21 protein-coding genes are annotated in these 25277 nt (G+C 64.3%); 6 read left to right on the top strand and 15 right to left on the bottom strand.

Annotation, left to right across the window (positions count from 1 at the left end; all coding sequences use genetic code 11):
* Nucleotides 1-9: 9 nt before the first annotated feature.
* The 3 genes from ABNX08_RS34410 to ABNX08_RS34420 all read left to right on the top strand — a co-directional run bounded on the left by ABNX08_RS34410 (nt 10) and on the right by ABNX08_RS34420 (nt 4916).
* Nucleotides 10-1938, top strand: coding sequence for an acyl-CoA synthetase (locus ABNX08_RS34410; protein WP_349608417.1), 1929 nt, complete (start codon nt 10-12; stop codon nt 1936-1938).
* 34 nt (nt 1939-1972) lie between these two features.
* Nucleotides 1973-3628 (top strand): bifunctional 3-(3-hydroxy-phenyl)propionate/3-hydroxycinnamic acid hydroxylase, encoded by a 1656-nt coding sequence (locus tag ABNX08_RS34415; protein WP_349608419.1) that lies wholly within the window; start codon nt 1973-1975, stop codon nt 3626-3628.
* Nucleotides 3629-3815: 187 nt separating this feature from the next.
* Nucleotides 3816-4916, top strand: coding sequence for a transporter (locus ABNX08_RS34420; protein ID WP_349608421.1), 1101 nt, complete (start codon nt 3816-3818; stop codon nt 4914-4916).
* A gap of 133 nt (nt 4917-5049) precedes the next feature.
* On the opposite strand, the gene ABNX08_RS34425 is transcribed toward ABNX08_RS34420, so the two are convergent.
* The 14 genes from ABNX08_RS34425 to ABNX08_RS34490 form a co-directional block, all read right to left on the bottom strand.
* The gene (locus tag ABNX08_RS34425) at nt 5050-6042 is read right to left on the bottom strand and encodes a tripartite tricarboxylate transporter substrate binding protein (RefSeq protein ID WP_349608423.1); all 993 of its coding nucleotides are present in this window, start codon (nt 6040-6042) and stop codon (nt 5050-5052) included.
* Nucleotides 6043-6095: 53 nt separating this feature from the next.
* Nucleotides 6096-6857 (bottom strand): cupin domain-containing protein, encoded by a 762-nt coding sequence (locus tag ABNX08_RS34430; RefSeq protein WP_349608425.1) that lies wholly within the window; start codon nt 6855-6857, stop codon nt 6096-6098.
* 39 nt (nt 6858-6896) lie between these two features.
* Complete coding sequence (locus ABNX08_RS34435) at nt 6897-7712, bottom strand: GntR family transcriptional regulator (RefSeq protein ID WP_349608427.1); 816 nt, start codon at nt 7710-7712, stop codon at nt 6897-6899.
* A complete protein-coding gene (locus ABNX08_RS34440; RefSeq protein WP_349608429.1) occupies nt 7709-9499 on the bottom strand; it encodes an acyclic terpene utilization AtuA family protein in 1791 nt (596 codons plus the stop codon). Before ABNX08_RS34440 ends, ABNX08_RS34435 begins: the two co-directional genes overlap by 4 nt.
* A 10-nt stretch (nt 9500-9509) precedes the next feature.
* Nucleotides 9510-10277, bottom strand: a complete 768-nt coding sequence (locus ABNX08_RS34445; RefSeq protein WP_349608431.1) for an enoyl-CoA hydratase/isomerase family protein — start codon at nt 10275-10277, stop codon at nt 9510-9512.
* The gene (locus tag ABNX08_RS34450) at nt 10270-11523 is read right to left on the bottom strand and encodes a CoA transferase (RefSeq protein ID WP_349608545.1); all 1254 of its coding nucleotides are present in this window, start codon (nt 11521-11523) and stop codon (nt 10270-10272) included. Before ABNX08_RS34450 ends, ABNX08_RS34445 begins: the two co-directional genes overlap by 8 nt.
* A gap of 192 nt (nt 11524-11715) precedes the next feature.
* Complete coding sequence (locus ABNX08_RS34455) at nt 11716-12837, bottom strand: SMP-30/gluconolactonase/LRE family protein (RefSeq protein WP_349608433.1); 1122 nt, start codon at nt 12835-12837, stop codon at nt 11716-11718.
* Between the two features lie 143 nt (nt 12838-12980).
* Nucleotides 12981-13529 carry a 2,4'-dihydroxyacetophenone dioxygenase family protein gene (locus ABNX08_RS34460; protein ID WP_349608435.1) on the bottom strand — a complete coding sequence of 183 codons (549 nt, stop codon included), beginning with the start codon at nt 13527-13529 and terminating at the stop codon, nt 12981-12983.
* Between the two features lie 267 nt (nt 13530-13796).
* Complete coding sequence (locus ABNX08_RS34465) at nt 13797-14291, bottom strand: YbhB/YbcL family Raf kinase inhibitor-like protein (protein ID WP_349608437.1); 495 nt, start codon at nt 14289-14291, stop codon at nt 13797-13799.
* A gap of 227 nt (nt 14292-14518) precedes the next feature.
* Nucleotides 14519-15343, bottom strand: coding sequence for a GntR family transcriptional regulator (locus ABNX08_RS34470; RefSeq protein WP_349608439.1), 825 nt, complete (start codon nt 15341-15343; stop codon nt 14519-14521).
* Between the two features lie 143 nt (nt 15344-15486).
* The gene (locus ABNX08_RS34475) at nt 15487-16095 is read right to left on the bottom strand and encodes a PqiC family protein (protein ID WP_349608441.1); all 609 of its coding nucleotides are present in this window, start codon (nt 16093-16095) and stop codon (nt 15487-15489) included.
* On the bottom strand, nt 16092-17723 hold the full coding sequence (locus ABNX08_RS34480; protein ID WP_349608443.1) for an MlaD family protein: 1632 nt from the start codon (nt 17721-17723) through the stop codon (nt 16092-16094). Before ABNX08_RS34480 ends, ABNX08_RS34475 begins: the two co-directional genes overlap by 4 nt.
* Nucleotides 17707-18381: a paraquat-inducible protein A gene (locus ABNX08_RS34485; protein WP_349608445.1), complete on the bottom strand. Its 675-nt coding sequence runs from the start codon at nt 18379-18381 to the stop codon at nt 17707-17709. The genes ABNX08_RS34480 and ABNX08_RS34485 overlap by 17 nt, the downstream gene beginning before the upstream one ends.
* Complete coding sequence (locus tag ABNX08_RS34490) at nt 18378-19025, bottom strand: paraquat-inducible protein A (RefSeq protein WP_349608447.1); 648 nt, start codon at nt 19023-19025, stop codon at nt 18378-18380. The genes ABNX08_RS34485 and ABNX08_RS34490 overlap by 4 nt, the downstream gene beginning before the upstream one ends.
* Before the next feature lie 334 nt (nt 19026-19359).
* Between ABNX08_RS34490 and ABNX08_RS34495 the strand changes: the two genes are divergently transcribed.
* On the top strand, nt 19360-20007 hold the full coding sequence (locus ABNX08_RS34495) for a TetR/AcrR family transcriptional regulator (RefSeq protein WP_349608448.1): 648 nt from the start codon (nt 19360-19362) through the stop codon (nt 20005-20007).
* Between the two features lie 9 nt (nt 20008-20016).
* Here the strand turns inward: ABNX08_RS34495 and ABNX08_RS34500 are convergent, their stop codons facing one another.
* Complete coding sequence (locus ABNX08_RS34500) at nt 20017-20730, bottom strand: TetR/AcrR family transcriptional regulator (RefSeq protein ID WP_349608450.1); 714 nt, start codon at nt 20728-20730, stop codon at nt 20017-20019.
* 372 nt (nt 20731-21102) lie between these two features.
* Between ABNX08_RS34500 and ABNX08_RS34505 the strand changes: the two genes are divergently transcribed.
* Nucleotides 21103-22209 (top strand): efflux RND transporter periplasmic adaptor subunit, encoded by a 1107-nt coding sequence (locus tag ABNX08_RS34505; RefSeq protein ID WP_374063778.1) that lies wholly within the window; start codon nt 21103-21105, stop codon nt 22207-22209.
* Nucleotides 22206-25259 (top strand): efflux RND transporter permease subunit, encoded by a 3054-nt coding sequence (locus ABNX08_RS34510; protein ID WP_349608454.1) that lies wholly within the window; start codon nt 22206-22208, stop codon nt 25257-25259. The genes ABNX08_RS34505 and ABNX08_RS34510 overlap by 4 nt, the downstream gene beginning before the upstream one ends.
* Nucleotides 25260-25277: the final 18 nt, after the last annotated feature.

The raw sequence follows: 25277 nt of genomic DNA on the forward strand, positions 1-25277 counted from the left end.
GAGACAAGCATGCCCGATACCACAAACGACCGCGGGCCGCGTACCGGCGGCATCCAGACCCAGGCCGATATCGACGAATTCGAACGCACGCCCTGGCAGGAAAAGCTGCCCGCGCAGAACACTTATGAACTGCTGTGCCGTGCCTGCGACAGTCATCCGGACAAGACCGCGTTGCGCTTCGTCATGACAGGGGAGCCAGACGCGCCAGAATTTGTCGTCGATTACGCAACCCTCAAGGCGCGCGTGACGCAAGCGGCCAACGCCTTCCACCGCGCCGGCATTTCAACTGGCACGGCGGTGGCGTTGCTGCTGCCCAATCTGCCCCAGACCCATTACGCCTTGCTGGGCGCGCAGGCTGCCGGCATCGCCAGTCCCATCAACCCGATGCTGGAGGTCGACCATATCGCCGCCATCGTCAATGAGACAGGGGCGCAAGCGCTGGTCGCCTGCGCCCCGGTCTCTGACAGCGCGCTGTGGGACAAAGCCGTCGCCGTGGCCGACCGCTGCCCTTCGGTGCGGACCCTGTTCGTCGTCAGCGCTGCGCCGTACCTTCCTGCCGCGGATCTTGCGCGGGTTGACGCGGCCTTCGACACGGCGTCCAGGCCGTGCCGCGCTGACGTGAAGATCGTCGGCTTCGACCAGGCGCTGGCGGCCGAGCCGTCGGACACGCTGGTTTCGAGGCGCCGCATCCTGGCGACTGACCTCTGCTCGCATTTCCATACCGGCGGCACGACCGGCCTGCCCAAGGTCGCGACGCACACGCATCTCAATGAAGCCTTCGTCGCGTCGATGCTTAAGGCGCTGATCCCGTCGCCAAATACGATCCTATGCGGCCTGCCGCTGTTCCACGTGAACGGCACGATGATCACCGGCCTTGCTGCGTTCCATAGCGGCTGGGAGGTCGTGATGCTGACGCCCGCCGGCTATCGGGGCCAGGGCGTAATGCCGAACTTCTGGAAGCTGGTCGAACGGTTCCGCGCCACCAGCTTCAGCGGCGTGCCGACGATCTACGCCGCGCTGGCCGATCTGCCGCGGGAAGGCGCCGACATTGCCTCGTTGCGCTTCGCCTTTTGCGGCGCCGCGCCGTTGCCGGCCGAGGTCGCGCGGCGCTTTGAAGCCGCCGCCGGCATTCCGCTGTACGAGGGCTACGGTCTGACCGAAGGCGCGTGCGTCTCGGCCCTCAATCCGCCGCAGGGCGAACGTCGCCTCGGCACGGTCGGCCTGCGCCTGCCGCACCAGGCAATCGGCGTCTGGAAGGTCGACGGCTGCGGCCACGCCAGCGAGCCGTGCGCGCCGGGCGAAACCGGAGTCATCGGCATCAAAGGTCCGAACGTGTTTCCCGGCTATCTGCGCGAGCAAGATAATCGAGGCATCTGGCTCAATCCGGGATGGCTCAATACCGGCGACCTCGGCCATCTCGATGCCGACGGCTATCTGCATCTGACCGGCCGCGCCAAGGAGCTGATCATCCGCGGCGGCCACAACATCGATCCGGCGATGATCGAGGACGCACTGCTGCAGCATCCGGCCGTGGCGATGGCGGCCGCGGTCGGCCAGCCGGATGCGCACACCGGGGAACTGCCAGTCGCCTACGTCACGCTCAAGCCAGGCTTTAGCCCGGCTGCCGACGAACTGCTGGCGGCAGCGCGCAGCCTCGTGCCGGAACGCGCTGCAGTGCCAGTGCGCATCGACATCCTGCAGGAGATGCCGCTGACCTCCGTCGGCAAGGTGGCCCGGGCGGAGCTACGCATGCGCGCTGCCGAGCATGTGTTCCGAGAGATTCTGGCGCAGGCCGGCACGGCCGCCAGCGTGCGCGTGGGGCCGGATATCCGGCGCGGCACCGTCGCCTTCATCCAATGCCCCGCCGCGGACGTGGCGCGCGTGCAGGATCTGCTCGGACGGTTTCCGTTCCCTCTCGACTTCAACTGCCCGGTGTGAACGCGCCGAGTCCCATCCCGTAGAGAAACCGCTCATGAATACCACATTGCCCGAGCAGGTCGACGTCCTGCTGGTGGGCCTGGGCCCGGTCGGCGCCACCGCGGCCAACCTGCTGGGACGCTACGGCGTCCATACCCTGACCATCGACAAGGCCTCGGATATTTTCACCGCGCCCCGTGCCATCGCGCTCGATAATGAAGCGCTGCGCATCCTGCAGATGGCGGGGCTCGAGGAAGGCGCGTTCGAGACGATCGCCATTGCCAAGGTGCAGATGCATTCGCCGCTGTTCGGCAAGTACGCACGCGCCAACACCGCGGGCACTCTCGACGGCCACCCGCGCCTGGTCACGTTCTACCAGCCCGAACTCGAGCAAGCGTTGCGCGCCCGCTTGAGCCGCTATTCCTGCGTGGATATCGCGCTCGGCGCCGAACTTGCCGGTTTCGAGGACGACGGCGAGGCGGTACGGGCCACGGTGCGCCTTCCCGACGGTGACACGGCCACCGTGCGCGCGCGCTACATCGTTGGCGCAGACGGCGCTAACTCCTTCGTGCGGCGCCACGCCGGCCTTGGCTTCGAAGGCAAGACCTTCACGCAGGACTGGCTGATCGTCGATGCGCTGAATGTGCCGGATCCGATCGACCATATCGAATTCCTGTGCAACCCGCGCCGGCCCACACCGCACATGGTCGCCCCGGGCGGCAGGCAACGCTGGGAGTTCATGCTGCAGCCCGGCGAGTCGCGCGAACAGATGGAAACGCCGGAAAAAATCCGCGAACTGCTCGCCCCCTGGTGCAAGCCGGAGGACATCACGATCGAACGCACTGCGGTCTACCGGTTCCACGCGCGCATCGTCGATCGCTTCTCCAAGGGCCGCGTCTTCCTGGCAGGCGACGCCGCGCATATCACGCCACCCTTCGTCGGCCAGGGGCTCGTCGCCGGCCTGCGCGACGTCGCCAACCTGTGCTGGAAGCTCGCATGGGTTTTGCAAGGAAAGGCGGCACCCGCCATTCTCGAAACCTATGACACCGAGCGGCGTCCGCATGCGCGCTCCATCATCAATCTCGCGCTGCTGATGGGGCGCCTAGTGATGCCGAGCAACCGGCTGACCGCGCTCACCGTCCATGGCGCGATGGCGCTGATGCAGCGCATCCCGGGGGCCCGGGCCTTCTTCGAGGACCTGAAGATCAAGCCCCCCGCACGATTCGGGCGCGGCCTGTTCCGGCGCGGCAAGACGCGCGCAAAGTTGGTGCGCGGCGGTCTGCTGCCGCAAGGGCTGGTGCGCAGCGGCCCGGGCGCGCCCATCGTGCCGAGCGACGAGGCGCTCGGTGCGCGGCTTGTGCTGGCGGGATTCGGCTGCGATCCCGCGTCGCGGCTGAGCCCCAGCCTTCTGGCCGCGTGGCAGCAGGCGGGCGGCGACATTATGCAGCTGCGCCATTGCGGACAAGCCGGGCGCGGAGCGCTCGAGGCGCGCGAAGGGCAGGGCGGACTTTCGTGGGAGGACATGTCGGACAAGCTCGTGCCCGGGGCCGCACCGGTTGGCTGGATCGCGGTCGTGCGCCCCGATCGCACCGTGCTGCACGATGGCCCGCTCGAGGCCCTCGACGACATCGTGCTCGAATCGCTTGCGATGCTTGGCGCGGACAGCCCGCTGCCTGAAGGCCTGCCTCGCACTTTGCAGGCCGCCGGCTGAGACCGGCTTGCCCTGATCGCTTTGGCGTGCGCCCCCGCGCGCCAGCGATGCGCTGGCGAAGGTACGCCGCCCGACCAGAGGCATCCCGCGATAACCGCGGACGAACACACCGGCTCCGGTCGAGGCAAGCGTCGGTCCCGGGGTCGTCAAGTAAAGCAAAACGGCTTTGATACCGGAGGAGACAAAGATGACAAAGAGAACAGCGGACGCACTTCGCTCCGTCGTTTCATGTGCCATGCTTTCATGGTCATGCGCGGCGCTCGGTGCGGAGGGCTTCGAGCCGCGCTACAACATGGCTGGAAGCCTGGGCGGCGAGATGTTTGCGCCGCCCAACCAGACCGGCTTTATCAGCGCGCTCGCCGCCACCCATGTCAGTGTCAGCAAGGTGACCGGGGACGATGGCGGGCAGCTGACCCAGAGCGTTCCGGGGGGCACCGTTGACTTGCCCAAGCCGACGCCTTCGGCCCTTTATCCCACCTTTTCGCGCGGCACGGTAGAGATTCCAGCCTCCGGCACCATGACGCGCTGGGACCTGGTGCTCGGCTATATCACGAACGAGCAGTTTGGGGGCGGGCGGCTGGCCTTTGCCGTCGACGTTCCGTTCGCCAGGAAATCGCAATCCATCAGCACAAGCGGCGCCACACCGGTGCTCAACTGGAATCCCGCGGTTCCGGCCGACGTGCAGAGCGCCGTGCAAGGGCAATTCAGCAGCCAGTACCAGGGCGCGCTCAAGGCGCAGGGCGCGAGCGAAAGCGGCGACGTCAGCGGTATCGGGGACGTCGAGCTCATCGCCGGCTGGCACTACGTGGGCGACAAGCTGCGGGTGCTGGGCAGCGCTGCGCTGGTGGTGCCGACGGGGAAGTACAGCGCCGACGCCGGCCCGGATATCGGCAACGGCAACTTCTACACGGTGCGCCCTACCATCCAGGTGGCCTATCTGCCCACATCGAACCTGGCCTTCGCGGCCAAGGTATCCGCGGGCCTGAACAGCCGCAACCGGGACAACGATGTACGCAGCGGCAACTGGTTCGGCGTGGAGCTCGCTGCCGGGTATAAAACGCCGATCGGGGTGGTGGGCGTGCATGGGATCCGGATCCAGCAGTACCAGGACGACGAGAACAATCCGCTGGGCGCAAGCCGTTTCCGTTCCAACAACCTGGGGGCGTTCTTCACGACGATGGTCCCGGTGGTCGATGTGGCATTGACCGTGCAGTACATGGCGACGACATGGTCGCGCAATGCCAAGCACGCAAAGTTCACCCAGGTCCGGCTGATCCGGATGTTCTGACTGCCGCCAAGTGGTTGGGAGCGCCTGCCCGCAGGCGCTGCTCAACCGCCTACGCGAACATGACGAATTCGAAGGGGCCGGGCAAGTAGCCAGCCTCCTGGGGAGGAAAGAGGCTGGCCGCCGACGGCGCAGGTCATTCCGGCTGGATGCCGGCGGCCTTGATCACCTCAGCCCATTTCACGGTCTCGCCGCGCACGAACGCTGCCAGCTCGTCTGGCGTCGATGGGGAGGGTTGGCCTCCTGTCCGGCTGAAGTGTTCGGTAGCCGCCGGGCTCGTCAGCCCCTGTCGAATCAGCTGGCTCATGCGCGCGACGATCGGCTTTGGCGTATTGGCAGGGAAGAAGGCAGCAACCCAGGCCGTCATCTCATACCCTGGCAGGCCGCTTTCCGCCATGGTCGGGACATTGCCGAGCAGGGGATGGCGCCTGGACGTGGTCACGGCGACTGCGCGCAGCTTGCCGTTCTGGATCAGGGGGAGGGCCGGATTGATGTCGGAAATCATGAAGTCGACCTGGTGGCCCATCAAGTCGGTCAGGCCCTGCGGCACGCCCTTGTAGGGCACATGCAGTGCCGGTGCGCCGCTCATCATCTTGTAGAGCTCACTGGCGACCCGGGTGGAGGAACTGCCGCTGGCGAAGGTCATCTTGCCTTGCCGGTATTTCGCCAACGTGGTCAGTTCTGACACCTTCTGCACCGGGCTGTCGGATGGCACCACCAGGACCAATCCGCTCCTGGCGATCAGCGACACCGGCGCGTAGTCCTTGATGGGATCATAGGGCAGCTTCCTGAACAGGGACGCATTGGCCGCGTGGGTGGTATTTGTCGTGATGAGCATCGTGTAGCCATCTCCGGGCGCGGTCGCGACCGCCGTGGCCGCGATGAACCCGTTGGCACCGGGGCGATTTTCCACGACGACGGACTGTCCGGTCTGGGCAGTGATGGTCCGCGCGATGTAGCGCGCGATGTTGTCCGTGCCACTGCCTGCAGGGAACGGCACCACGACACGGATCGGTTTGTCCGGATACTCGTTCAGGCCCGCTGCCCACACCAATTGCGGGGCCGCGGAAGCAGCGGCCAGTCCGGACAGCAGGGCGAGCATGCGTCGCCGGGGAAATCGCTGGATCATCTTGTCTCCTCCCGCATCTCGGGATCTGATGGATTGACTTGGCCGAGCTTGCGTCAGGACAGCGGATCGTGTGCGCGAATGACAATCAGCTCGCACGTCCCGTCCGCCGATTCGAGGCTGAGCTCCGCACCGTCGGGTACGTAGACCCACTCCCCACTCCCGGCGGCAAAACGCTCGCCTTCGATGCGACCGTGAATCGTGCCGCCACGCACGAAGAGCACCTGCTCGGTCTCGCCAAGCCTGTGCGGCTCGGCGCCGCCATCGGGATCAAGTTCGACCATGTAGATGTCGAGAAAGCGGGAATCGACGGTCTGGCCTGTGATGACCGGCCTGGCGAGCGCGCCACGGTAGTGCGGCAGCTCGATCGGTTCGGTGCTGGCGGGAACGTCGCGGACATCGGCGGCACCGGCCTGAAGGCGCGGGTCGTCCGGGCCGGTCGCGGTCACTGCTGCGTTCGGGTTCTCGCTGTACGGCGGCGCGTAGACCACCATCACCCGTACCGGTTCGTCGCTGATGACCTCGAAGCGATGGAAGACGCCGGCCGCATTGAAGCTCCAGTCCCCCGCGCGCAAGATGCGCTGCTTTCCCGGTAGTTCGCCGAGACCCTCGCCGGCGAGCAGGAGCGACGCCTGCTCGAGGTCCGGGTGTGCATGCGGCAATGCGCCGTGGCCCCGCGAAATCGTGCCCAGCAGGACCTCGAGCCGGCGCGCGCCGACAGTCTCCTTGCCGATGATGCGCTGGTTCGCCGTTCCCGTATGGTTGGCCGGTGCGTACGCGGGCACGTCAGTGGCCCTCCGTACAAAGGATGATGTCATTCGGATGTCTCCTCGCTTGAATGGTGAAGTCTGTCGCGCTCAGCGACGGCTGTCGGGGATGGCGAGCGCGGGGTAGTGCTCGGTCAGCTTGGCTGGCATCTCCACATCCAGGATGAACCGGTCGCCGCGATACCAGAACTCCCCTGCCAGCAGCACATTGCCGTCGACGTCCAGCGTCGACCGGACGATTCTGGCGATTGGCGCCCCGAAGCCATAAGCGAGGTCGCGTGCCAGGATATAGTCGGCCGGCTCAACCGTCATGGTCTGCTGCATCATGCCAAGGCGATCGCCTTCGACCTGGCGCAGCAGGTGACCGAGCTTGTGGTGCTTTTCGCCACCGAGGGGAAAGCGGGCAAAGACTGACGAGGCCACATACACTTCGATCAGGCAGAATGGCGTGCCGCCATGCAAATGCAGTTTGCGGACCATCACATAGCTGTCCAGCGGCGTGCCGCGGCGGGCCAGCCCCGGCCGCAGCGTCACGCCCTCGCGCATTTCCAGGATGCGAATTTCCAGCTCGCTGCCATGGGCCGATTCGTCATTGATGGCGGAGCGCAGGCCTTCTCCGGGTGCTGGCGGCTGCTTCATGACGTGGGTGCCACGACCGCGCTGGCTGTTGACCAGCCCCTCTTCCGTCAGCGCGGCAAAAGCCTGGCGCACGGTGACCTTGGCGATCCCGTAGGTTTGCGCGAGGCTGTCCACGGTTGGCAGCTGCATGCCCACCGGGTACTCGCCCGAAACGATCTTGTGCCGGATGACGCTGGCCAGTTGTCGATATCGCGTCACGCCGCCGATGCCGTCGTCGGCGAGGATGACGCCCTCGTTGGCAGCGGCGTTGGACGCATTGCTCGTCATGACAACAACTCCCGCGGCACGCGCACCGGCATGGTAAGGAGGATCTGCGCCATGCCCTTGCCGAGCGGATCATTGCGCAGCGACGCCATGCCGCCGCCATCCAGGGCCGACTCGCAGACAAAGTTCATGGCGTCGAAGCCGGGCAGGTCGTAGCATGTCACCGGCCCCTTCACCAGGTACCCAAGCCAGTCCGCCACGCGCGCCACCGTCACTTCGGCCCGGAGCACGGGCAGGTACGCCGGCCGGCGGGCGATCAGCCCGATGTTCGAGGTATCCCCTTTGTCGCCGCTGCGGCCATAGGCAAGACGGATCAGCGGAACTTCGACGGTATCGCTTTCTGCCGGGCCCGTGCCTGTCGCTTCCGCGAGTGAAGGTGCCACCGGCGCGACGGGTACCGCCTGACCGCCCGAAGGAACGGCCACGCCGCTGCGTACGCCATCCATCACCACCGCCGGGGTCAGGGCGCTCTTGTCGAGCAGGAATGCATACTGGCGAATCGATGGCGAGGGACTGGAACGCCCGCCAGCCGAGCCCGTCGTGCCCGGCGCCCAACTGGTCCCCGCCGCGGCAATTTCCCGCGCGAACAGTTCCAGCGCCGCCTTCTCGGGATGCATCACCGCCAGCCGCATCACCGCCTCGCGGGTGTGCCGGACGGCGGCATGTGGCCCAAAGCAGGACTCCGCTCCGAGCACCTCGATCCGGGTGCGACTGTAGTCTCCCCACCCGTTCTCCCCGAACAGCTTGCGCGTGCGGGCAAGGATCGCCTGCGCCGTGCGTTCCGCCTTGGCGACCGCGTCGACGCCGACGATGGAAAGCTGCGCATTGCAGCGAAAGCCGTCGACATAGGTGGCACAGACTTTGTAGGCATTGCCCGGAGCCCGCCCGCGCGCGCCGCTGACTTCCACCAGGTCCGGTGCGGCCTGCCGAAGGGTTACCTGCGTGAAATCGCAGGTGACGTCTGGCAGCAGGTAGGTGGCCGGGTCGCCGATCTCGTACAGCACCTGCTCGCCGACCGTGGCGGTATTGACCAGTCCCCCGGTGGCGGGCGGCTTGCCGACCAGGAAGGTGCCGTCGGCACGGCACTCGACCACCGGATAGCCGATGTCGTGCCAGTCCGGGACGCTTTCCCAGTCGGTATGCAAGCCTCCCGTGGCCTGGCACCCGCACTCGATGATGTGGCCGGCCAGACTGCCTTGGGCCAGGCGGTCATAGTCGTCCGCCTGCCAGCCGAACTCGTGCATCAGCACGCCGAGCGTCACGGCACTGTCTACGCAGCGTCCGGTGATGACGACCTGGGCGCCCTGGTCCAGCGCCTGTTTGATCGGCAAGGCCCCCAGGTACGCGTTGGCGCTGACCACCTTCTCCGGCAGGGGGCGGCCTTTCTGCATGTCCTGCACACCGGCTTCGCGCAGCTGTGGAAGCCGGGGCATCACGTCATCGCCTTCCACCACGGCGATGCGCAGCGTCAGGCCCTGTTCCGCGGCCAGCGCGGCAATGGCCTGCGCACACCCGTGCGGGTTCATGCCGCCGGCATTGCTGACCACGCGGATCCCGCGCTCGGCAATCTCTCCGAGCAGGGCCTTCATTGTCACCGTCACGAAATCGGTGGCGTAACCCAGTTCCGGCTTGCGCAATCGGGCGGCGGCGAGAATCGACATGGTCAGTTCGGCCAGGTAGTCGAACACCAGGTAGTCGATATCGCCGTGACGCACAAGCTGTGGCGCGCCAACGCTGCTGTCGCCCCAGAACCCGGAAGCCCCGCCAATGCGTACCGTTTTCACGTCCATTCCCATCTCCCTATCTGCCAGTCCACTTGGGCTGGCGCTTCTCGCGGAATGCCAGCTGGCCTTCGCGCGCGTCCTCGGTCAGTGCAAACAGCCCGATCTGGCTTTCCGTGAACGCCATGGACTGCTCGAACGACATGGTTTCCATATGCTTGAGCGTGTACAGCCCCCGACGGATGGCGGCGGGCGAATTGTTCAGCAGGCGGGTCAGCAGCAAGTCCAGCCTGGCGTCGAGATCGTCGCTGACATCGTTGACGAGTCCTGCGGCCAGCGCTTCCCTCGCGGACAGTGGCTCGCCGCACAGGCACAATTCGGTGAGCGTGCGACGTGGCACCAGGTGCTGCAGCACGCTCAGGACTTGCGCCGGGAACAAGCCCAGCTTGACCTCCGGCAGGCCGAAGCGGGCGCCTTCGCTGGCGATCGCCAGATCGCACATCGCCATCAGCCCCATGCCGCCCGCCATGCAGGCGCCGTTGACACGGGCGATCAGCGGCACCGTCGACTGCCTGGCGCAGCGGAAAAGGTCCGCCATCCCCAGGTAGGGCTCGGCGTAATCGAAGGCAAAGGATTTGCCGGTCTGCAGATCGGCGCCGGCGCAGAACGCCTGCTCGCCCATTCCGGTAATGACCACGGCGCGGATGTCGGCATCGCGATCGGCGCGCACGATGCCGTCGCGAAGTCCCTGCACCACTCCCGGCGTGATGGCATTACGGCGCTCCGGGCGGTTGATGGTCAGGTAGAGCACTGCGCCCCGGACCTCGCTCAGCAATTCTTCACTCATGGCTGGTTTCTCCTTTGGCGTGGCGCGCTTTCGGCCCATCCCCTAAGATGCCCGACGCGTACAGCGCATCGATGGCGGCGTCGTCATAGCCGGCCTCACGCAGTACCTCACGGCTGTGCTCACCCAGGCCGGGTGCATGGCGGCGGCTTGTCGGTGGGGTGCCATGCCATTCGCTGGGCACGGCCATCTCCCGGATACGCCCGACGGCCGGGTGGTCCGATTCGCTGAAGAAACCGATGTCCTGCAAATGGGGATCGTCCAGCAGCGACTCGAACGTGTGCATCGGAAAGACCGGAACATCGGCTTCCTTGAGCAGGGTGCGCCATTCCTCGGTGCTGCGCCTGGCCATTTCGTCGCTGACCATGGCGTACAGCTCGGTGATGTTGGCGGTGCGGGTGTTGATGTTGGCGAAGCGCGGATCGGTGTCGTACAACTCCGGCTTGCCAATGACCCGGAGGAAGGCCCGCCAATGATGATCGTGATAGATCAGGCAGCAGACATGTCCGTCCTTCGTCTGGTACGGGCGCCGCTCGGGCGAGAGCAGGCGCGGATAGCCGAAGCCGCCCTTTGGCGGGACGAAGGTCTCGCCATACAGGTGGTCTCCCATCACATAGGGAACCATGGTCTCGAACATCGGGACATCAACGCGCTGGCCCTTGCCGGTGCTCATGCGCGAATACAGGGCGGCACAGATCACGCCGAAAGCATAGAGCCCCACCGAGCGATCCGCGATGGTGATGGGCAGATACCGGGGACTGTCGCCGCTGCCCAGCGAAACGGCCAGCGGCAGGCCGGTTGCGGCCTGGATCAGGTCATCGAAGGCAGCCTGTGGCGCGTAGCGTCCCCGCTGCGAAAAGCCGAACATGCCGACATAGACCAGGCGCGGATTGATGGCCGACAGCGTTTCATAGTCCAGCCCCAGCCGCTGCATGGCCTGCGGGCGCACGTTGTAGGCCAGCACGTCGGCATCCCGTACCAGGCAAAGCAGGGCCTCCCGCCCCTCGGGCGCTTTCAGGTCAAGCACGATGCTGCGCTTGTTGCGATTCAGGCCCAGGAATAGCGGGCCCATCTTTTCATCGCCGCAGGGACCTATGCCGCGCGTACTATCTCCGCTAGGAGCCTCGACCTTGATCACGTCGGCGCCCAGGTCAGCCAGCATCTGGGTAGCAGAAGGCCCCATGAATACTGACGTGATGTCGACGACTTTCACGCCGGCCAGCGGCCCCGTTGTCTCCTCTTTGTTCATATCCTTTTCATCCCGTTGGGGCAATGTATGACGGCTGGCCCGGAGGCCACCGTTCCGTGCCGATCGGCCGCGACATCGGGCTTGCAACAACGCATCGGTCATCGGTCGGGCTCCGGCTGGATTCGCTACAGTTGAATTCGTCCACCATCATCGGCTGCAAGCATTTGTCGATCGGTGTCGTGCGTCGTGCGGTCAGCGAACAGGATCTTGTTGACGTGGACCGCGGTCGAGCGCAAGACGTTCTGGTATCGGCCTCTTGATTTTCGAGATGGTGTGGGTCTTCACCTGGCGCGCCCACGGCCCATCGATGGTGCGCAGATTCCTGGGCACGAGATGCGCCAGGCCAAGCTCGTCACTGAGCTGCGAAAGGGCAGTCTCGACATCGAGCGAGAGGTTGGTGACCAGAATGTCGTCGCCATGGAAGACGAGGCTGTTCGACCAGAGAAAGCCGATCGGCGTCCCGTTGCGATCGATGCCACCGAAATCGCCGAGCTTGGCAATCACCCGGCCCTGCGTCGGCTCGAGCACGAGAATCTCGTTGGACTGGTTGCACGCGATCCAGAGGTTGTCATGCTCGTCGATGATCAGGCCGTCGGGTCCGCCGCCGATCCGGTTGACGAAGACTTCAGGCGTGCCGGGCTCGAGCGTCGGGCCGGTCAGCGGTATCCTGACAACGATGTCGTTCGCCGTATTGGCAACGAACAAGGCCGTCTTCTTGTTGTTGAACGCCAGGCCATTGGCGCCGATGGTCGGCGGTATCCGCGTGGGCTTCAGCAGCGGGGTGGTGACCCATGCCGACGCTTCGCCGCCATCGGGTCCGACTTTCCAGATGATGCCCTGGTGGGCGTCGGTCACGTAGACGTTTCCGGCGGGGTCGAACGTCAACCCGTCGAGACCGGGGTTCTTGCCGGTGACCGTCATGAACACTGAGGAGGCACCCGTCCTGGGATCGACGCTCAGGACCTTCGCGCCCTTGTAGTCGACGACAAGCAACTGGCCCGTCCGGGGATGGAAGCCGAGGTCAAGCAACAATCTGCTCGAGCCCTTGATGGTGACAGTGCGCAGGTGCTTGCCCCGCGGGTCGAACACAAGTAGCGTGCCCTCGCTCGTCCTGGGTTTGTTCGCCGCCACCGTGACGACGTAGACGTTGCCCTCGCGGTCCACGGTGATCCCCTCGGGATGCGCCTCACCAGCGGGCAACGTGGCGAATGTCTCAACCTTGCCACGCTCCCACGCTCTTGCGGCTAGCGGCGTCGCCAGCATCACGAGCAACATCAGCATCGGCAGTATCGACATCCTCTCGGCTTTGATCATTCTCATCTTGCACTCTCTCAATCTCGCGGATTGATGGATCGTCACTGATTGAACTGATCGGTGTCGTACACGCTGGCCTGTAAGGAGCAGAGGAACGGCACCGCGCAGGCCGACGAGCGGCCTGCCTTGGTGTCAGTCGCTTTTTATCCCTCGATAACGTCGGCGCCGTTGCCGCGGACGTAGGGCACCGGACCGATGCCGCGCGCCGCCGCGAGAGTCTGGATCGCGTACTGGATCGAGAGCGCGTCATTGAGCGAGTGGAACGTGCCGTCCTCGTTGAAGCTCACTTGCGCGCCTTCGATCCAGGCGATGGTGATGGTGTCCTCGGTGTTGTCCTCGGGGGTGTAGAAGGTGTGCACCGAGCCGCCGGGCTCGTACAGGTAGGAGCCGGCCGTCTGCGGCTGGTCGGGGTACTCGCGATACTTCCAGCAGCCCTGGATCGTCCACACCTGCGCCGTCCCGGTGTGGTAGTGAATCGGCAGGGAACAACCGGGTTCCACGATGGCCATGAAGACCCACTCTCCGCGCTCCGGGTCCAGGCGCAGCGGCTTGATGTGGATGCCCGGAAAGACATCCTTGATCAGCGGGATCTGTTCGATGTTGACGGTCAGGAGCTTGTCCTGCGGCAGGGCGGGCAGCGGCAGCTTGGCGCCGGTGGACGTGGTGGGCTGCGTAAGAATTTTTGCAGTCATGAGTTGTCTCCGTTTGTTAGAGGATATGAATCAGTGGAAGGAAGCCGTCCTTTGATGAGGCAGAAGAGGCACGCCGGTCCGGCGGGAAACTCAGAGCTACGGCGGCAACGCGCCGGAGGAATAGCAGCGTCCAGCGAAACTGTGAAGCCTGGCTAACCGCTGCCGGGCTGCATGTCACTGGATACTCCTAAAGTTCTAATGTTGGAAGTTTAGGGGCTGAGGAAGGTTTTTTCTGCCCCTTGTTTACCCTAGGGACAGCCGCGACATCTAGCGTTTGTAGAGGCCGGCCAGGGTAGCTGTGGCGAGCGTGTTCTGGGAGATGAAAAAGCGCACCACAGCGTTGGTCGGGTTGGCCGGCAATCCCAGCTCGGGCACGCCCAGCGCGTGCACGGTGAAGATGTAGCGGTGCGGGGGCAAGCCCTTGGGCGGGCAGGGACCGCCGTAGCCGATGTCGCCGTAGTCGTTGGCGACCTGAGTGCCGCTTGCGCCCCGGTCACTGCCGTCGCTGGAGCCCAGGCCTGCGGCGAGTTGGGTGACGGACGAATGGATGTCGAACAGGATCCAGTGCCAGAAGCCACTGCCGGTGGGCGCGTCCGGGTCGTACAGCGTCAGCGCGAAACTCTTGGTGCCTTCCGGCGCGCCCTGCCATTGCAGCGCGGGCGAACGGTTCTGGCCGGTGCCGTCGTAGCCATCGAACTCATGCACCCGTTGCAACGGATCCTGATCCTTGAATTCAGGCGATGTTAATTTGAAGTTACTCATGCCGTCTCCTTTCACTTGATTTAGTCACATCAGCGCAGAGGTGCGCCGTAACCCGGGCATAGGCACACGACGGCAGCAGTCGCCCGGGCTGGTCGCGGGTGACGCGAAACGAATGCACAACGCCTCTGCCACTGCCTATAGCCTAAAATTCTAATATTGGAATGTTAGGTTCTGTGGGGCGATCTTTCTGCCCCTTGTTTACCCTAGAGGCTGAACGACGGGGGCCTTTAGCCTTGCTTGCGCTCGCCAGCAGCCCGGCGTTGGGGTTCGGTAATGGCAGGCACCGCCTTCAATGCTGACGCGGGGATGTCAATTTCGGAGACGTAGCGGTCACCCCGATACCATGTGACGCCTGCGTAGAGCACGCTGCCTTTGCCATCAAGAAGACGTCGCGACATCTTCGCGACGGGTGTGGCGAACGGGATTTTCAGCATGTCGCACAGGGGAAAATCCGCCGGCATCACGGTCATGCGTTGTCGCACACGTTTGCCCCGCGAGCCCAGTTCATCGAGCAGCGCGGCGAGAAGCTTTTTGTTCCTGGCGGTGTCCTTGGGCAATGAGTCGAAAACCGGGGTCAACACATAGATTTCCGCGTAGCAGAACGGCTCCCCGGAATAGGTGTGCAGCTTGCGGACACAGACGTACTCGCCGTCCGACCGGTCGCCCGTTCCGAGCAGTTCCGGCGGCACCCTGGTGCGGCGCCGGACTTCGAGTACCTCAAAGGCGAGCGCCTCAGGCGCGGCGAACGGATTGTTGATCGCCAGTTCGAGGTCGCCCGTGGCGGCCGGCAGGGCAGCCACGTGGGTCCCGATGCCTCGCTGGCTACGAATCAGCCCTTCCTTGGAAAGCAGCTCATACGCCTGCCGGACGGTAACGACGGCCACGCCCAGATCAGCCGCGAGCTGCGTGATCGGCGGCAGCAGCATGCCGAGCGGATACTCGCCCTTTGCGATGCGGTACCTCAGCAGCGAAGCCAGCCGCTGATATTGCGCAACGCCCCGTTCAGCCGACAGCTCCGCCCGCTCAATCCCCGTAGTTCGATCGTCCGTCATTCCAGTTGCCTGACACTCAGAACCTTGGAGTATGCACCAGAAAAACGGGTGGCCCCTTAGCTAGCAGGCGTCCACCGTCGGTCGGCTGGAACCGGTAGCGTCGAGACGTGGCGCGGTGGCACCAGGTGCGAAGCGTTTCGCGTCTAGCGGTTAAGCGATTGCACGCCAACTGCTATATCGGCCGCGGTTGCCGCGAGGATCTCCCGATACGCTTTCACCACGCCCTCCACCTGCCCGGGCGCGGGCACCTCTGCTTCGGTGCGGCCGCTCAGGACCTTGCCGTCCGGCAGCCGCCGCACGGTCCAGGCGATGGTCGCCGCTGCCCGTTTGCCCACGTCGGCGTCGAGGGCTACCACATCGGTCGTCACGCGGAATGCCGGCTGCGTCGCCGACAGGCCGCGCTGGTAGACATCCACCGCGTCGAGGCTCGCCTGCAGCTGCTGCGACAGCGCATCGCGCAGTTCGTTGGGTAATGGCGACGTCCAGCGCGAAGTGTCGGACAGCTTGAGGCCACCGCCGTTGCCGTCACGCACCACCAGCTGAATGCGGTTCAGGCGTTCCGGCACGCGCACCGGCGTGACTTCGATCCATAACGGGTCGCCGCTCCGGCTGGCTCGCCCGGTCACGGCCGGCGCGGCGTCAGAGCGACTGGCAGCCAGCGTGTAGTAGCGCGCCTCGGGCGACGCGCAGCCGATCATCAGGGTCGTGGCCGCGGCGGCCAGCGTAAGGATCATCGTCAGACGTTTCATCATTTCTCTTCCCTCTTGCCTTGCAGGAGCGCTTCGGGATGCCGCTCGAGATAATCGGTGAGCATGCGCAGCGAGACGGCTGTTTGCGTGAGTTCCTGCATCATCCGACGCGTATCCTGTTGCAGCGATGCGTCGGGCGCCAGCGCGTCATTGGCCGTGGCGAGCGTGCGGCGCATATCCTGCAGCGCGGCGACCACCTGTGGCGCCACATCGCCATTGACCTGTGCCACGAGCTTGTCCGCCTTGACGAGCATTTTGTTCATCGACACCATCGCCGTGCGCGCGTCCTGCCCGATCTGGTCGAACGGCACCTTGCCGATCTTGGTGACGATGTCGCCAAGCTTGGCCTGCAACTCGTCGAAGGTGCCCGGTGTGGTGGGCAGCTCAGGCACCGACGCGTTCAGGTCCAGATCAACCGGCGAGGACGCCTTCGGAAAGAAGTCAAGTGCCACATACATCTGGCCGGTCAGCAGGTTGCCGGTGCGCAACTGCGCGCGCATGCCGCGCTGTACCATGCTATGCACGATGGCGCGCTTGCGCATGTCGTCAGCCACGTCCTTCTCGCGCAGGCCCATGCGAGACGGATAGAGCTCCACCACCACGGGCAGGCGGAAGGCCTTCTTGTCACGCTGGTATTCGATGCCAATCGAGCGTACCTGGCCGACGGTCACGCCGCGGAAATCGACCGGCGCACCGGGGGACAGGCCGCGCACGGACTGATCGAAGTTGAGCACTGCCAGCGCGGGGGCGAGCTCGTCCGGTTCCTTCATGGCTTCGGACTGGTCCGCCGCCAGCAGGTACTGGGTGTTCTCGGCGGCCGGGGCATGCGCTGTCGAGTGGTCCGGAGCCTGGAAGGCTACGCCGCCAAGCATCACGGTGGCCAGCGACTGCGTGGACAACTTCAGCCCGTTCGCGTCGAGCTTGAGGTCGACACCGCTGGCGTGCCAGAAGCGCGTATCGGCGGAAACGAGCTTGTCATAGGGCTTGTTGACGAAGACGCGCAGCGTGATATCGCGGCCGTTCGGTTCGAGCTGGTACGCCACTACATGGCCGACCCGCACGCGACGATAGTAGACCGGTGAGCCGATATCGAGCGAGCCCAGGTCCTGCGCACGCAGCACGAACTGCCTGCCGGAGGCGTCGGTGGTGATGACCGGCGGATTTTCGAGCCCGGTGAAGCTGTGCGTGGTCTCGCCCGACTTGCCGGCATCCACGCCGATATATGCGCCCGATAGCAGCGTCTCCAGTCCCGATACGCCGCTCATGGCAAAACGGGGCCGTACCACCCAGAATCGTGTGTCGGCCACGGCGAAGTTCCTGGCGTCCTTGGTCAGCGCAATCGTCGCGATCACATGCGAACGGTCCGCTGCCAGACGTGCCGTCTTGACCAGTCCGATATCGACGTCCTTGTAGCGCACGGCGGTCTTGCCTGGCGTCAGGCCTTCGGCAGTGCGGAATGTGACGGTGATCTCGGGCCCGCGCGACGCAAGCGTGCTGATCAGCAGCGAGAGTCCGACCACCGCGGCAACGATCGGGATGACCCAGACGAGGGAGGGGAGCCAGCGCGCGCGGGGCTTGCGTCCTGGCGGTGGAATACCGTTTGGTGGAGGATGGTTAATGTGTTCGGGCATTATCGGAGTGCTGTAATTCGATGGAGGAAGGAGAGGTCTCGAGCGCATCCCACAGCAGACGGGGATCAAAGCTCAGTGACGCGAGCATGGTCAGTACGACAACCGAGGCAAAGGCCAGGGCTCCGGCACCGGGCGTAATCGTGGCCAGCGCCCCTGCACGCACCAGCGATGCCAGCAGTGCCATCACGAAGATATCGAGCATGGACCACCGGCCGATGACTTCGACCAGGGTGTAGAGCCGGGTCTGCTCGCGGATGCGCCAGGTCGATCCGCGGCGCACCGATAGCAGCAGCAAGGTCAGGATCATCATCTTCTGCAACGGGACGACGATGCTGGCGATCAGCACCACGATTGCCAGCATGAATGAGCCGGACAACCACAGATAGATCACGCCGGACATGATGGTGTCGCGCTGCGTGCCAAAAATTGACTGCGTCACCATGATCGGCAGCAGATTGGCCGGGATATACAGCAGGTAGGCGGCCAGCAGGAAGGCCCAGGCGCGCGCCAGGCTGGCCGGCTTGCGATGATGCAGTACGGTGCCGCAGCGCGGACACGGTTCGGCCTCGAGCGTCATCGGACTGAGCCGGTCGCACGTGTGGCACGACAGCAGCCCGCGCGAGGTGGCGGTGGGGTGGGGCGACTGAGGCGCGGTCATGACGCGGTATCCCGCGAGCGGGCCGGTACGTCATCTGCATCGTGCGCATCGAGGTGGTGCCAGAGTTCACGCGGGTCGAACGACAGGATGATGGCCAGTACGACCACCAGGGCACCGAACGACCAGAGCGCGACGCCAGGCACCACCTGCGCTATGGTCGACAGCTTCACCACCGTAACCAGCACGCCGATCATGAACACTTCGATCATGCCCCACGGCCGCATCCGGCAAATGCCGCGCAAGATGCGCTCGAACCCGGGTGGCGTGCGCCGCTGCGCCATCGGCACGAGCAGGTAGCACATCATCAGCAACTCGGCGAGCGGAAACAGGATGGTCGTGGCGAACACGAGCATCGCCACCGGCGCCATGTCGTCCGCGTAGAGTGCCTGTACCGCGCTCCATAGCGTGGTCTCCATGCGCGAGCCCTTGAGGTCCATGGCGACAATGGGGTACGCGTTAGAAATCAGAAGCAGGATCAAGGCGGTCACCACGAGCGGCAGCAAGCGGCGATAGGCTCGCGAACTGTCGCGATACAGCGCGCCGCCGCAGCGCAGGCACGTGGCACGTTCGTCCTGTTTCAGCGCCGCGCGCGTATGGAGTGCGTCGCAATGCTCGCATGCCACCAGCTTGTCCGGAGCCTGCATGGGAACTGGCAGCGAGGCGTGGTTCTGATGCACATGTGTCCTGGGGAAAATGATCGGCCTCGTTGCGTGAGGCAAGCAGCGCGTGCGCGCACCGGAATCTTTCATGAGTTCCGTATTCTTTCACAAAATGACTGATGTGTCATCATGACGCGTTGTATGTTATAAGAAGAGCACGGGCGCCGCTGCCGCCAACATGGCGTACGCCATGTTGGCGGCGTTGAAGCGGCGTATTGATATAATCGCCTCGTCACATAAGGTCCTCTAACTGAAGATGCCTGCCGCTCCTGATCCCAAAGACCATCGCCCTCGCGTTGCCGCAGAACGCCGTGAACGGATGCGCAAGCGTCTCATTGAAAGCGCGATGATCGTTTTTGCGCAAAGGGGTGTCGGAGCCAGCGTGATCCCGGAAGTCATCGCGTCAGCTGGCGTCTCGCAAGGTTCCTTCTACAACTACTTCCGTACAAACGAGGATCTGCTGGCGGCTGTCGGCGACGCGCTCAGTCACGACATGGTGCAAATGATCGAGAGCGTGGTCGGCGAAATCGAAGACCCGGCGTTGCGGGTTGCAACGGGTATGCGCTTATACCTGCACCTTGCGCGCTCCTATCCTGTCGTGGCGCAATTTCTTTCCGGTACGGGCCTGCTGTTGGTCGGCAGCAAGAGTGCTGCCGTCTACGAATACCTGCCCTCGGATATCAAGGAAGGCCTGAAGACGGGCACCTTTGACGAGGCTTCGGCCGACGTTGCATTGGACATGGTGGCCGGCGCCGGGCTGATCGCCGTTCACCGCATGGCCAAGGGAAGAACAGCCAGGGATTATCCCGAACGGATTGCCCGGGCGGTGTTGCGGTCGCTGGGCGTGCCTGCGGCGAGTGCGGTACGGTTGACCTCCGCGCCTTTGCCAAAGCTGGTGGCTCCGCCGGAGTCATTGCTCGAAAAGGCCCAGGAGAAGCTCGCCGCCAGGGCCGAGCCCTCCAACTAGTAGCCAGCGCTACGGCACATCGCTGAGCGTTTCCGCGAGCAAGCCGTCGAACAGCGCTTCACTCGCATGCAGCGGCGACCTGGATATCGCATCGGCCGCTGATTCCTCCACGCCCAGGGCGCGCAATGCCACGGCAGCGGCGAGCTCCGAAAAATCTTCGCGACATTCGGTGTCAAGCATGCTCTGCATCGCGCTCATTGCGGCGCCGGCAACGATATTGAAGCCCAGGGCGATCGGCATGCGCTTGAAGCGATTGCGACGAACGCCCTCCTCTATGTCCCTGCGGACAAACTCCAGCATATTCGGCGCGTGGTAGCCCGCCCATCCGTGCCGGCCAAGGATGCCAGCCACACCCGGTTGGTGTACGGTCAGTATCGACGCCAGCCGTATTCCCCTGGCGATGTGCTCGGCCGGGTCGTCATGGTCGCGCACAATGGGGTCGGCCGCCCGCACCCACTGTTCAGCCATCTTCCCGACAAGCTCCCGCACGATCGCGTCAGACGACGGAAAGTACTTGTAGAACGTTCCGCGTGAAACCCGTGCTGCCGAGATGATGTCGTCGATGGACGGCGTCGAGGCGCTGTTCGCCAGCATCAGGCGCATCGCACTGTTCAGCAACAGCGAGCGCATACGCTGCCGCCGCTTTGCGGCAACGCGCTGACGGTGGTCGCCAGTCTTCCACGGTTCTGTTTCCGCTGCGAATCGCGTCTGCATCGGGGTCATTGATCTGTTCTCTCCTCATAGTTAATGCGTCGACAACGCCGCGCGCCGGTCTTCCTGCGTCTTCAGCCTATGTCCGTCGCACCACTTCACGTATAGCCATTGTGGTTGCGCCCACATCCTTCCGGCGCGCGCGCTTTCTTCGTCTCATGCGGTCCGGGACCTCAACGTCGACCCATCCTCACACACAAAAATAAATTGTACGTCATCATGACAAATAAGTCAGTATGACGTAGACTTCGAGCTCTCAGGAAGGGCGAAAGCCCGAACAGGCCTGCCGTCAATGACGCCAGCACGAGTCCGGTTAGAGCGGCTTGGTGGCGTGGATCGCTGATGACTCGCAGGCGAGCGACGGACCTTAGTGGAGCGCAGAAATTGAACAGGAACCTTCGAGCGGCAGCTCTTACCATCATCGCGGCACATCTGGCCGCGTGTACACCGGGTCCGGAACCCGAACGCAAGGACGTGAGGCCAGTGCGGACAGTCGTCGCCGGACGCACCGCCGGGTCGGTCGGTGCGACCTACTCAGGCGAGATTCGTGCGCGCTACGAAAGTCAGTTGGGATTCCGCACAGCCGGCAAGATCGTCGCGCGCATGGTGGAAGTCGGGAGCCATGTCAAGCGCGGCCAGCCGTTGTTCCAGCTCGATCCCACGCAGGAAACGTTGCAGGTGGCCGCGGCGGGTGCGGAGGCTGACGCGGCAAGAAGCCGGGTAGCCCAGGCGCGGGTGGACGTCAAGCGTACCGAGCAACTGCTCGCCCAGAACTTTGCCTCGCAAGCCGAGCTGGACCAGCAGCGGCTGGCGCTTAACCAGGCGGAAGCACAACTGCGTTCGGCACAGGCGCGCCAGCAGCTGAATGCCAACATGCGCGGGTTCACCACGCTCGTAGCAGACCGCGATGGCGTGGTCAGCGCAATCAACGCGGAAGCTGGCCAGGTGGTTTCAGCCGGGCAGACGATCGCCACCGTCGCGGCCGACGGCGAACGCGAGGTCTCGATCAGCATTCCGGAGTCGCGCGTCGACGAACTGCGTAAGGCGCCGACGCTGACGATTACGGTGTGGGCGCAGCCGGACAAGTCCTGGACGGGGAAGCTCCGCGAGCTTGCGCCGGACGCGGACAGCGTCACCCGGACGTACTCGGCACGCATTTCCATTCAGGAGGCGGTTCCGGAGCTGCGGTTAGGCATGACAGCGTCGGTGATCGCACCCGACGTGGACGGCAGCGGCGTAGTCCGCGTGCCGCTGACCGCCATCGTCGATCATGATCGTGGCCGCCAGGTATGGGTGGTCGACCCGAAGACGTCGCGGGTGATCGCGCGTGAAGTCAAGCTGGGCGCGGCGCAGAACGACAGCGTCATCGTGGTTGAGGGACTGGCGGGTGGAGAGACCGTGGTCACTGCCGGCGTGCACATGCTGCAGCCTGGCCAGCAGGTGAAGGTGGCCGAGACGGTAACGGTCGCCAAGGCGGGAGGTGCGAAGTGAAAGGTATCAACCTGTCCGAATGGGCACTGAAGCACCAGCAGATGGTCGCGTTCCTGCTGTTGCTGTTGTCAGTGGCCGGCGCGCTCGCATACGGCAGCCTGGGCCAGAAGGAAGACCCCGAGTTCACGATCAAGACCATGGTTGTGCAGGCGTACTGGCCGGGCAGCTCCGCCCAGCAGATGGCCGACCAGGTCACCGACAAGATCGAGCGCAAGCTGCAAGAGGTGGCGGAGATCGACTATACGTCCACCTATGTGAAGCCGGGCGAAACGCAGGTCAAGGTCAACCTGCGCGAGAATGTATCACCGGACGCGGTGCCGGATGTGTGGTACCAGGTCCGCAAGAAGATGGGCGACATCCGGCATACCTTGCCACAGGGCACGCAAGGCCCGTTCTTCAATGACGAGTTCGGCGACACATTCGGTAATCTCTATGCCATCACGGGCGATGGCTTCGACTATGACGACCTGAGACGGATTGCGGACGCCGCGCGTAATGAGTTCCTTCGTGTCGGCGACGTCAACAAGGTCGACCTGGTAGGCAAGCAGGAACAGAAGATCTATGTCGAAGTCTCTACCGCCAAGCTCGCCTCGCTGGGAATCGACCCGGCACTGATCGCATCGACGCTCGCACAAACCAATGCCGTGACATCGGGCGGGACGGTGCAAACCACCGCGGAACAAGTACGGCTGGCTGTCAGTGGCGAGTTTGACTCGGTCGAAAAAATCCGCGCCATCGGCATCCGTGCCGGCCAGCGCACCTTCCGTCTCGGCGATATCGCCGACGTCCGCCGGGGCTTTGTGGAGCCCGCCACCTCGAGGATGCGCTTCAACGGCAATGAGGCGATCGGACTGGCGGTGAGCATGCGCAAGGGCGGCGACGTGATTCGGCTGGGCGCAAAGCTGGATGAAACGATCCAGCGCATCGAGTCCAACTTGCCGGTGGGCGTGCAGATCCACGCGGTCAGCGACCAGCCGCGTATCGTCGAGCATTCCGTATTCGAGTTCAAGAAGAGTCTGGCCGAGGCGGTGATCATTGTGCTCGTCGTCAGCTTCCTGTCGCTGGGCTTCCGGACCGGACTGGTCGTCGCGCTCAGCATCCCGCTCGTACTGGCCATGACCTTCCTGGCGATGTACGTGATGGGCATCGAGTTGCAGCGCATCTCGCTGGGCGCGCTGATCATTGCGCTCGGACTGTTGGTGGACGACGCCATCATTGCCGTCGAAATGATGGCGCTGAAACTCGAGCAGGGCTGGGACAAGTTCCGCGCCGCCACATACGCCTACACCGCCACGGCTTCCCCGATGCTCACCGGGACGCTGATTACTGCGGCGGGATTTCTTCCGGTCGGCTTTGCGAAGTCGGGAACGGGCGAGTATGTGTACTCCCTGTTCCAGGTGGTGGGCATTTCGCTGGTGTTGTCATGGATCGTGGCCGTCCTCTTTACCCCTTACATCGGCTTCAAGCTCCTGAAGGAGCATGCGAATGCGTCGCATGACGAGGACGCGGTCTACCAGCGCGGCTTCTATGTCAAGTTCCGCCGCTTCATCGACTTCTGCCTGAAGCAGCGCGTGTGGGTGCTCGGCATCACGGTCGCCGCTTTCATCGGCTCACTGTTGCTGTTCAAGGCAATACCCCAGCAGTTCTTTCCGGCGTCTGACCGGCCCGAACTCATTGTGGACCTGTGGATGCCGAAGGCTTCGACGTTCGAGGCGAGTCAACGCGAGGTCCAGAAGCTGGAAGGCCTGCTAAAGGGCGATCCGGACATTGCGGCGGTGACCAGCTTTGTTGGCAACGGTGCGCCGCGATTCTACCTGCCCCTCGACGTGCAGACGCCCAATCTGAATCTGGGCGAGATGCTGGTGATGACGAAGGGCGGCGAAGCACGGGAGCGGGTGAAAGAGAAGCTCGAGAAGCTGTTCGACGAGAAATTCCCCAATGTGCGGGGCCGCGTCAATCGACTGGAGAATGGTCCGCCAGTCGGTTACCCGGTGCAGTTCCGCGTGTACGGGCAGGACAACGCCAAAGTTCGTGCAATCGGACAGAACCTGACGGCAATCATGCGCGAAGAGCCGCACGTGCGCCAGGTCAACCAGGACTGGGGCGAACGCGTCAAGCGCTTGCAGGTCGACGTCGACCAGGACAAGGCGCGTGCACTGGGTATCAGCTCAGGCCAGATCAAGGAGGCACTTGAGGCTTCGCTGTCGGGCACGCCAATCACCCAGTACCGCGAGGAAGAGCAGGGCATTGACGTGGTCTCGCGCCTCGTCGCGGCGGAACGCACGGACCTGAACAACCTGAAGGACGCAAAGATCTATGTGCGCGACGGCAAGTTCGTGCCGGTCTCGCAGGTGGCCCGACTCACGCTGGAGAGCGAGGACAGCGAGCTGTGGCGACGCAACCGCGTGCCAACGCTGACGGTTCGCGCCGATATCGCCGGTGCGCAGGCACCCGACGTCACGCGTGCACTGCAGCCGAAGATCGACGCACTGGAAAAAGAACTTCCGCTCGGCTATGGCATCGAGATCGGTGGCGCTTACGAATCGAGTGCGAAGGCTCAGGATTCTGTGTTCGCGGTGATGCCTGTGACGATCATCGCGGTGCTCCTGCTGCTGATGTTTCAACTGCAGGATATGAGGAAGATGGCGATGGTCTTGCTGACAGCGCCGCTCGGGCTGATCGGTGTCAGCATCATCATGGCCGCGTTCCGGATTCCATTTGGTTTTGTCGCCATGTTGGGCGTTATCGCCCTCGCCGGAATGATCATCCGCAACTCGGTGATCCTGGTCGTACAGATCGACCAGGACGTGGCCGCGGGTGCCGCATTGTGGACCGCCATCGTCGAGGCCGCGGTGCGACGGCTGCGTCCCATCGTGCTGACTGCCTTAGCGGCGATTCTGGCGATGGTGCCGCTTACCCATTCCGTGTTCTGGGGCCCCATGGCGTGGGCAATCATGGGAGGGCTCGCCGTTGCCACGGTGCTGACGCTCGTCTTCCTTCCCGCCTTGTATGCGACCTGGTACCGGGCCAAGCGCCCTGCGACCGTCTGATCGCAAATGTGACGATGA

It is taken from the genome of Cupriavidus sp. DF5525, from assembly GCF_040149425.2.
Classification (GTDB): Bacteria; Pseudomonadota; Gammaproteobacteria; order Burkholderiales; family Burkholderiaceae; genus Cupriavidus; species Cupriavidus pickettii_A.

What these genes read in the sequence shown, in the direction of transcription:
- ABNX08_RS34410 (WP_349608417.1), top strand. Translation starts at nt 10, where the DNA reads ATGCCCGATACCACAAACGACCGCGGGCCGCGTACCGGCGGCATCCAG.
- ABNX08_RS34415 (WP_349608419.1), top strand. Translation starts at nt 1,973, where the DNA reads ATGAATACCACATTGCCCGAGCAGGTCGACGTCCTGCTGGTGGGCCTG.
- ABNX08_RS34420 (WP_349608421.1), top strand. Translation starts at nt 3,816, where the DNA reads ATGACAAAGAGAACAGCGGACGCACTTCGCTCCGTCGTTTCATGTGCC.
- ABNX08_RS34425 (WP_349608423.1), bottom strand. Translation starts at nt 6,042, where the DNA reads ATGATCCAGCGATTTCCCCGGCGACGCATGCTCGCCCTGCTGTCCGGA.
- ABNX08_RS34430 (WP_349608425.1), bottom strand. Translation starts at nt 6,857, where the DNA reads ATGACATCATCCTTTGTACGGAGGGCCACTGACGTGCCCGCGTACGCA.
- ABNX08_RS34435 (WP_349608427.1), bottom strand. Translation starts at nt 7,712, where the DNA reads ATGACGAGCAATGCGTCCAACGCCGCTGCCAACGAGGGCGTCATCCTC.
- ABNX08_RS34440 (WP_349608429.1), bottom strand. Translation starts at nt 9,499, where the DNA reads ATGGACGTGAAAACGGTACGCATTGGCGGGGCTTCCGGGTTCTGGGGC.
- ABNX08_RS34445 (WP_349608431.1), bottom strand. Translation starts at nt 10,277, where the DNA reads ATGAGTGAAGAATTGCTGAGCGAGGTCCGGGGCGCAGTGCTCTACCTG.
- ABNX08_RS34450 (WP_349608545.1), bottom strand. Translation starts at nt 11,523, where the DNA reads ATGAACAAAGAGGAGACAACGGGGCCGCTGGCCGGCGTGAAAGTCGTC.
- ABNX08_RS34455 (WP_349608433.1), bottom strand. Translation starts at nt 12,837, where the DNA reads ATGATCAAAGCCGAGAGGATGTCGATACTGCCGATGCTGATGTTGCTC.
- ABNX08_RS34460 (WP_349608435.1), bottom strand. Translation starts at nt 13,529, where the DNA reads ATGACTGCAAAAATTCTTACGCAGCCCACCACGTCCACCGGCGCCAAG.
- ABNX08_RS34465 (WP_349608437.1), bottom strand. Translation starts at nt 14,291, where the DNA reads ATGAGTAACTTCAAATTAACATCGCCTGAATTCAAGGATCAGGATCCG.
- ABNX08_RS34470 (WP_349608439.1), bottom strand. Translation starts at nt 15,343, where the DNA reads ATGACGGACGATCGAACTACGGGGATTGAGCGGGCGGAGCTGTCGGCT.
- ABNX08_RS34475 (WP_349608441.1), bottom strand. Translation starts at nt 16,095, where the DNA reads ATGATGAAACGTCTGACGATGATCCTTACGCTGGCCGCCGCGGCCACG.
- ABNX08_RS34480 (WP_349608443.1), bottom strand. Translation starts at nt 17,723, where the DNA reads ATGCCCGAACACATTAACCATCCTCCACCAAACGGTATTCCACCGCCA.
- ABNX08_RS34485 (WP_349608445.1), bottom strand. Translation starts at nt 18,381, where the DNA reads ATGACCGCGCCTCAGTCGCCCCACCCCACCGCCACCTCGCGCGGGCTG.
- ABNX08_RS34490 (WP_349608447.1), bottom strand. Translation starts at nt 19,025, where the DNA reads ATGCAGGCTCCGGACAAGCTGGTGGCATGCGAGCATTGCGACGCACTC.
- ABNX08_RS34495 (WP_349608448.1), top strand. Translation starts at nt 19,360, where the DNA reads ATGCGCAAGCGTCTCATTGAAAGCGCGATGATCGTTTTTGCGCAAAGG.
- ABNX08_RS34500 (WP_349608450.1), bottom strand. Translation starts at nt 20,730, where the DNA reads ATGACCCCGATGCAGACGCGATTCGCAGCGGAAACAGAACCGTGGAAG.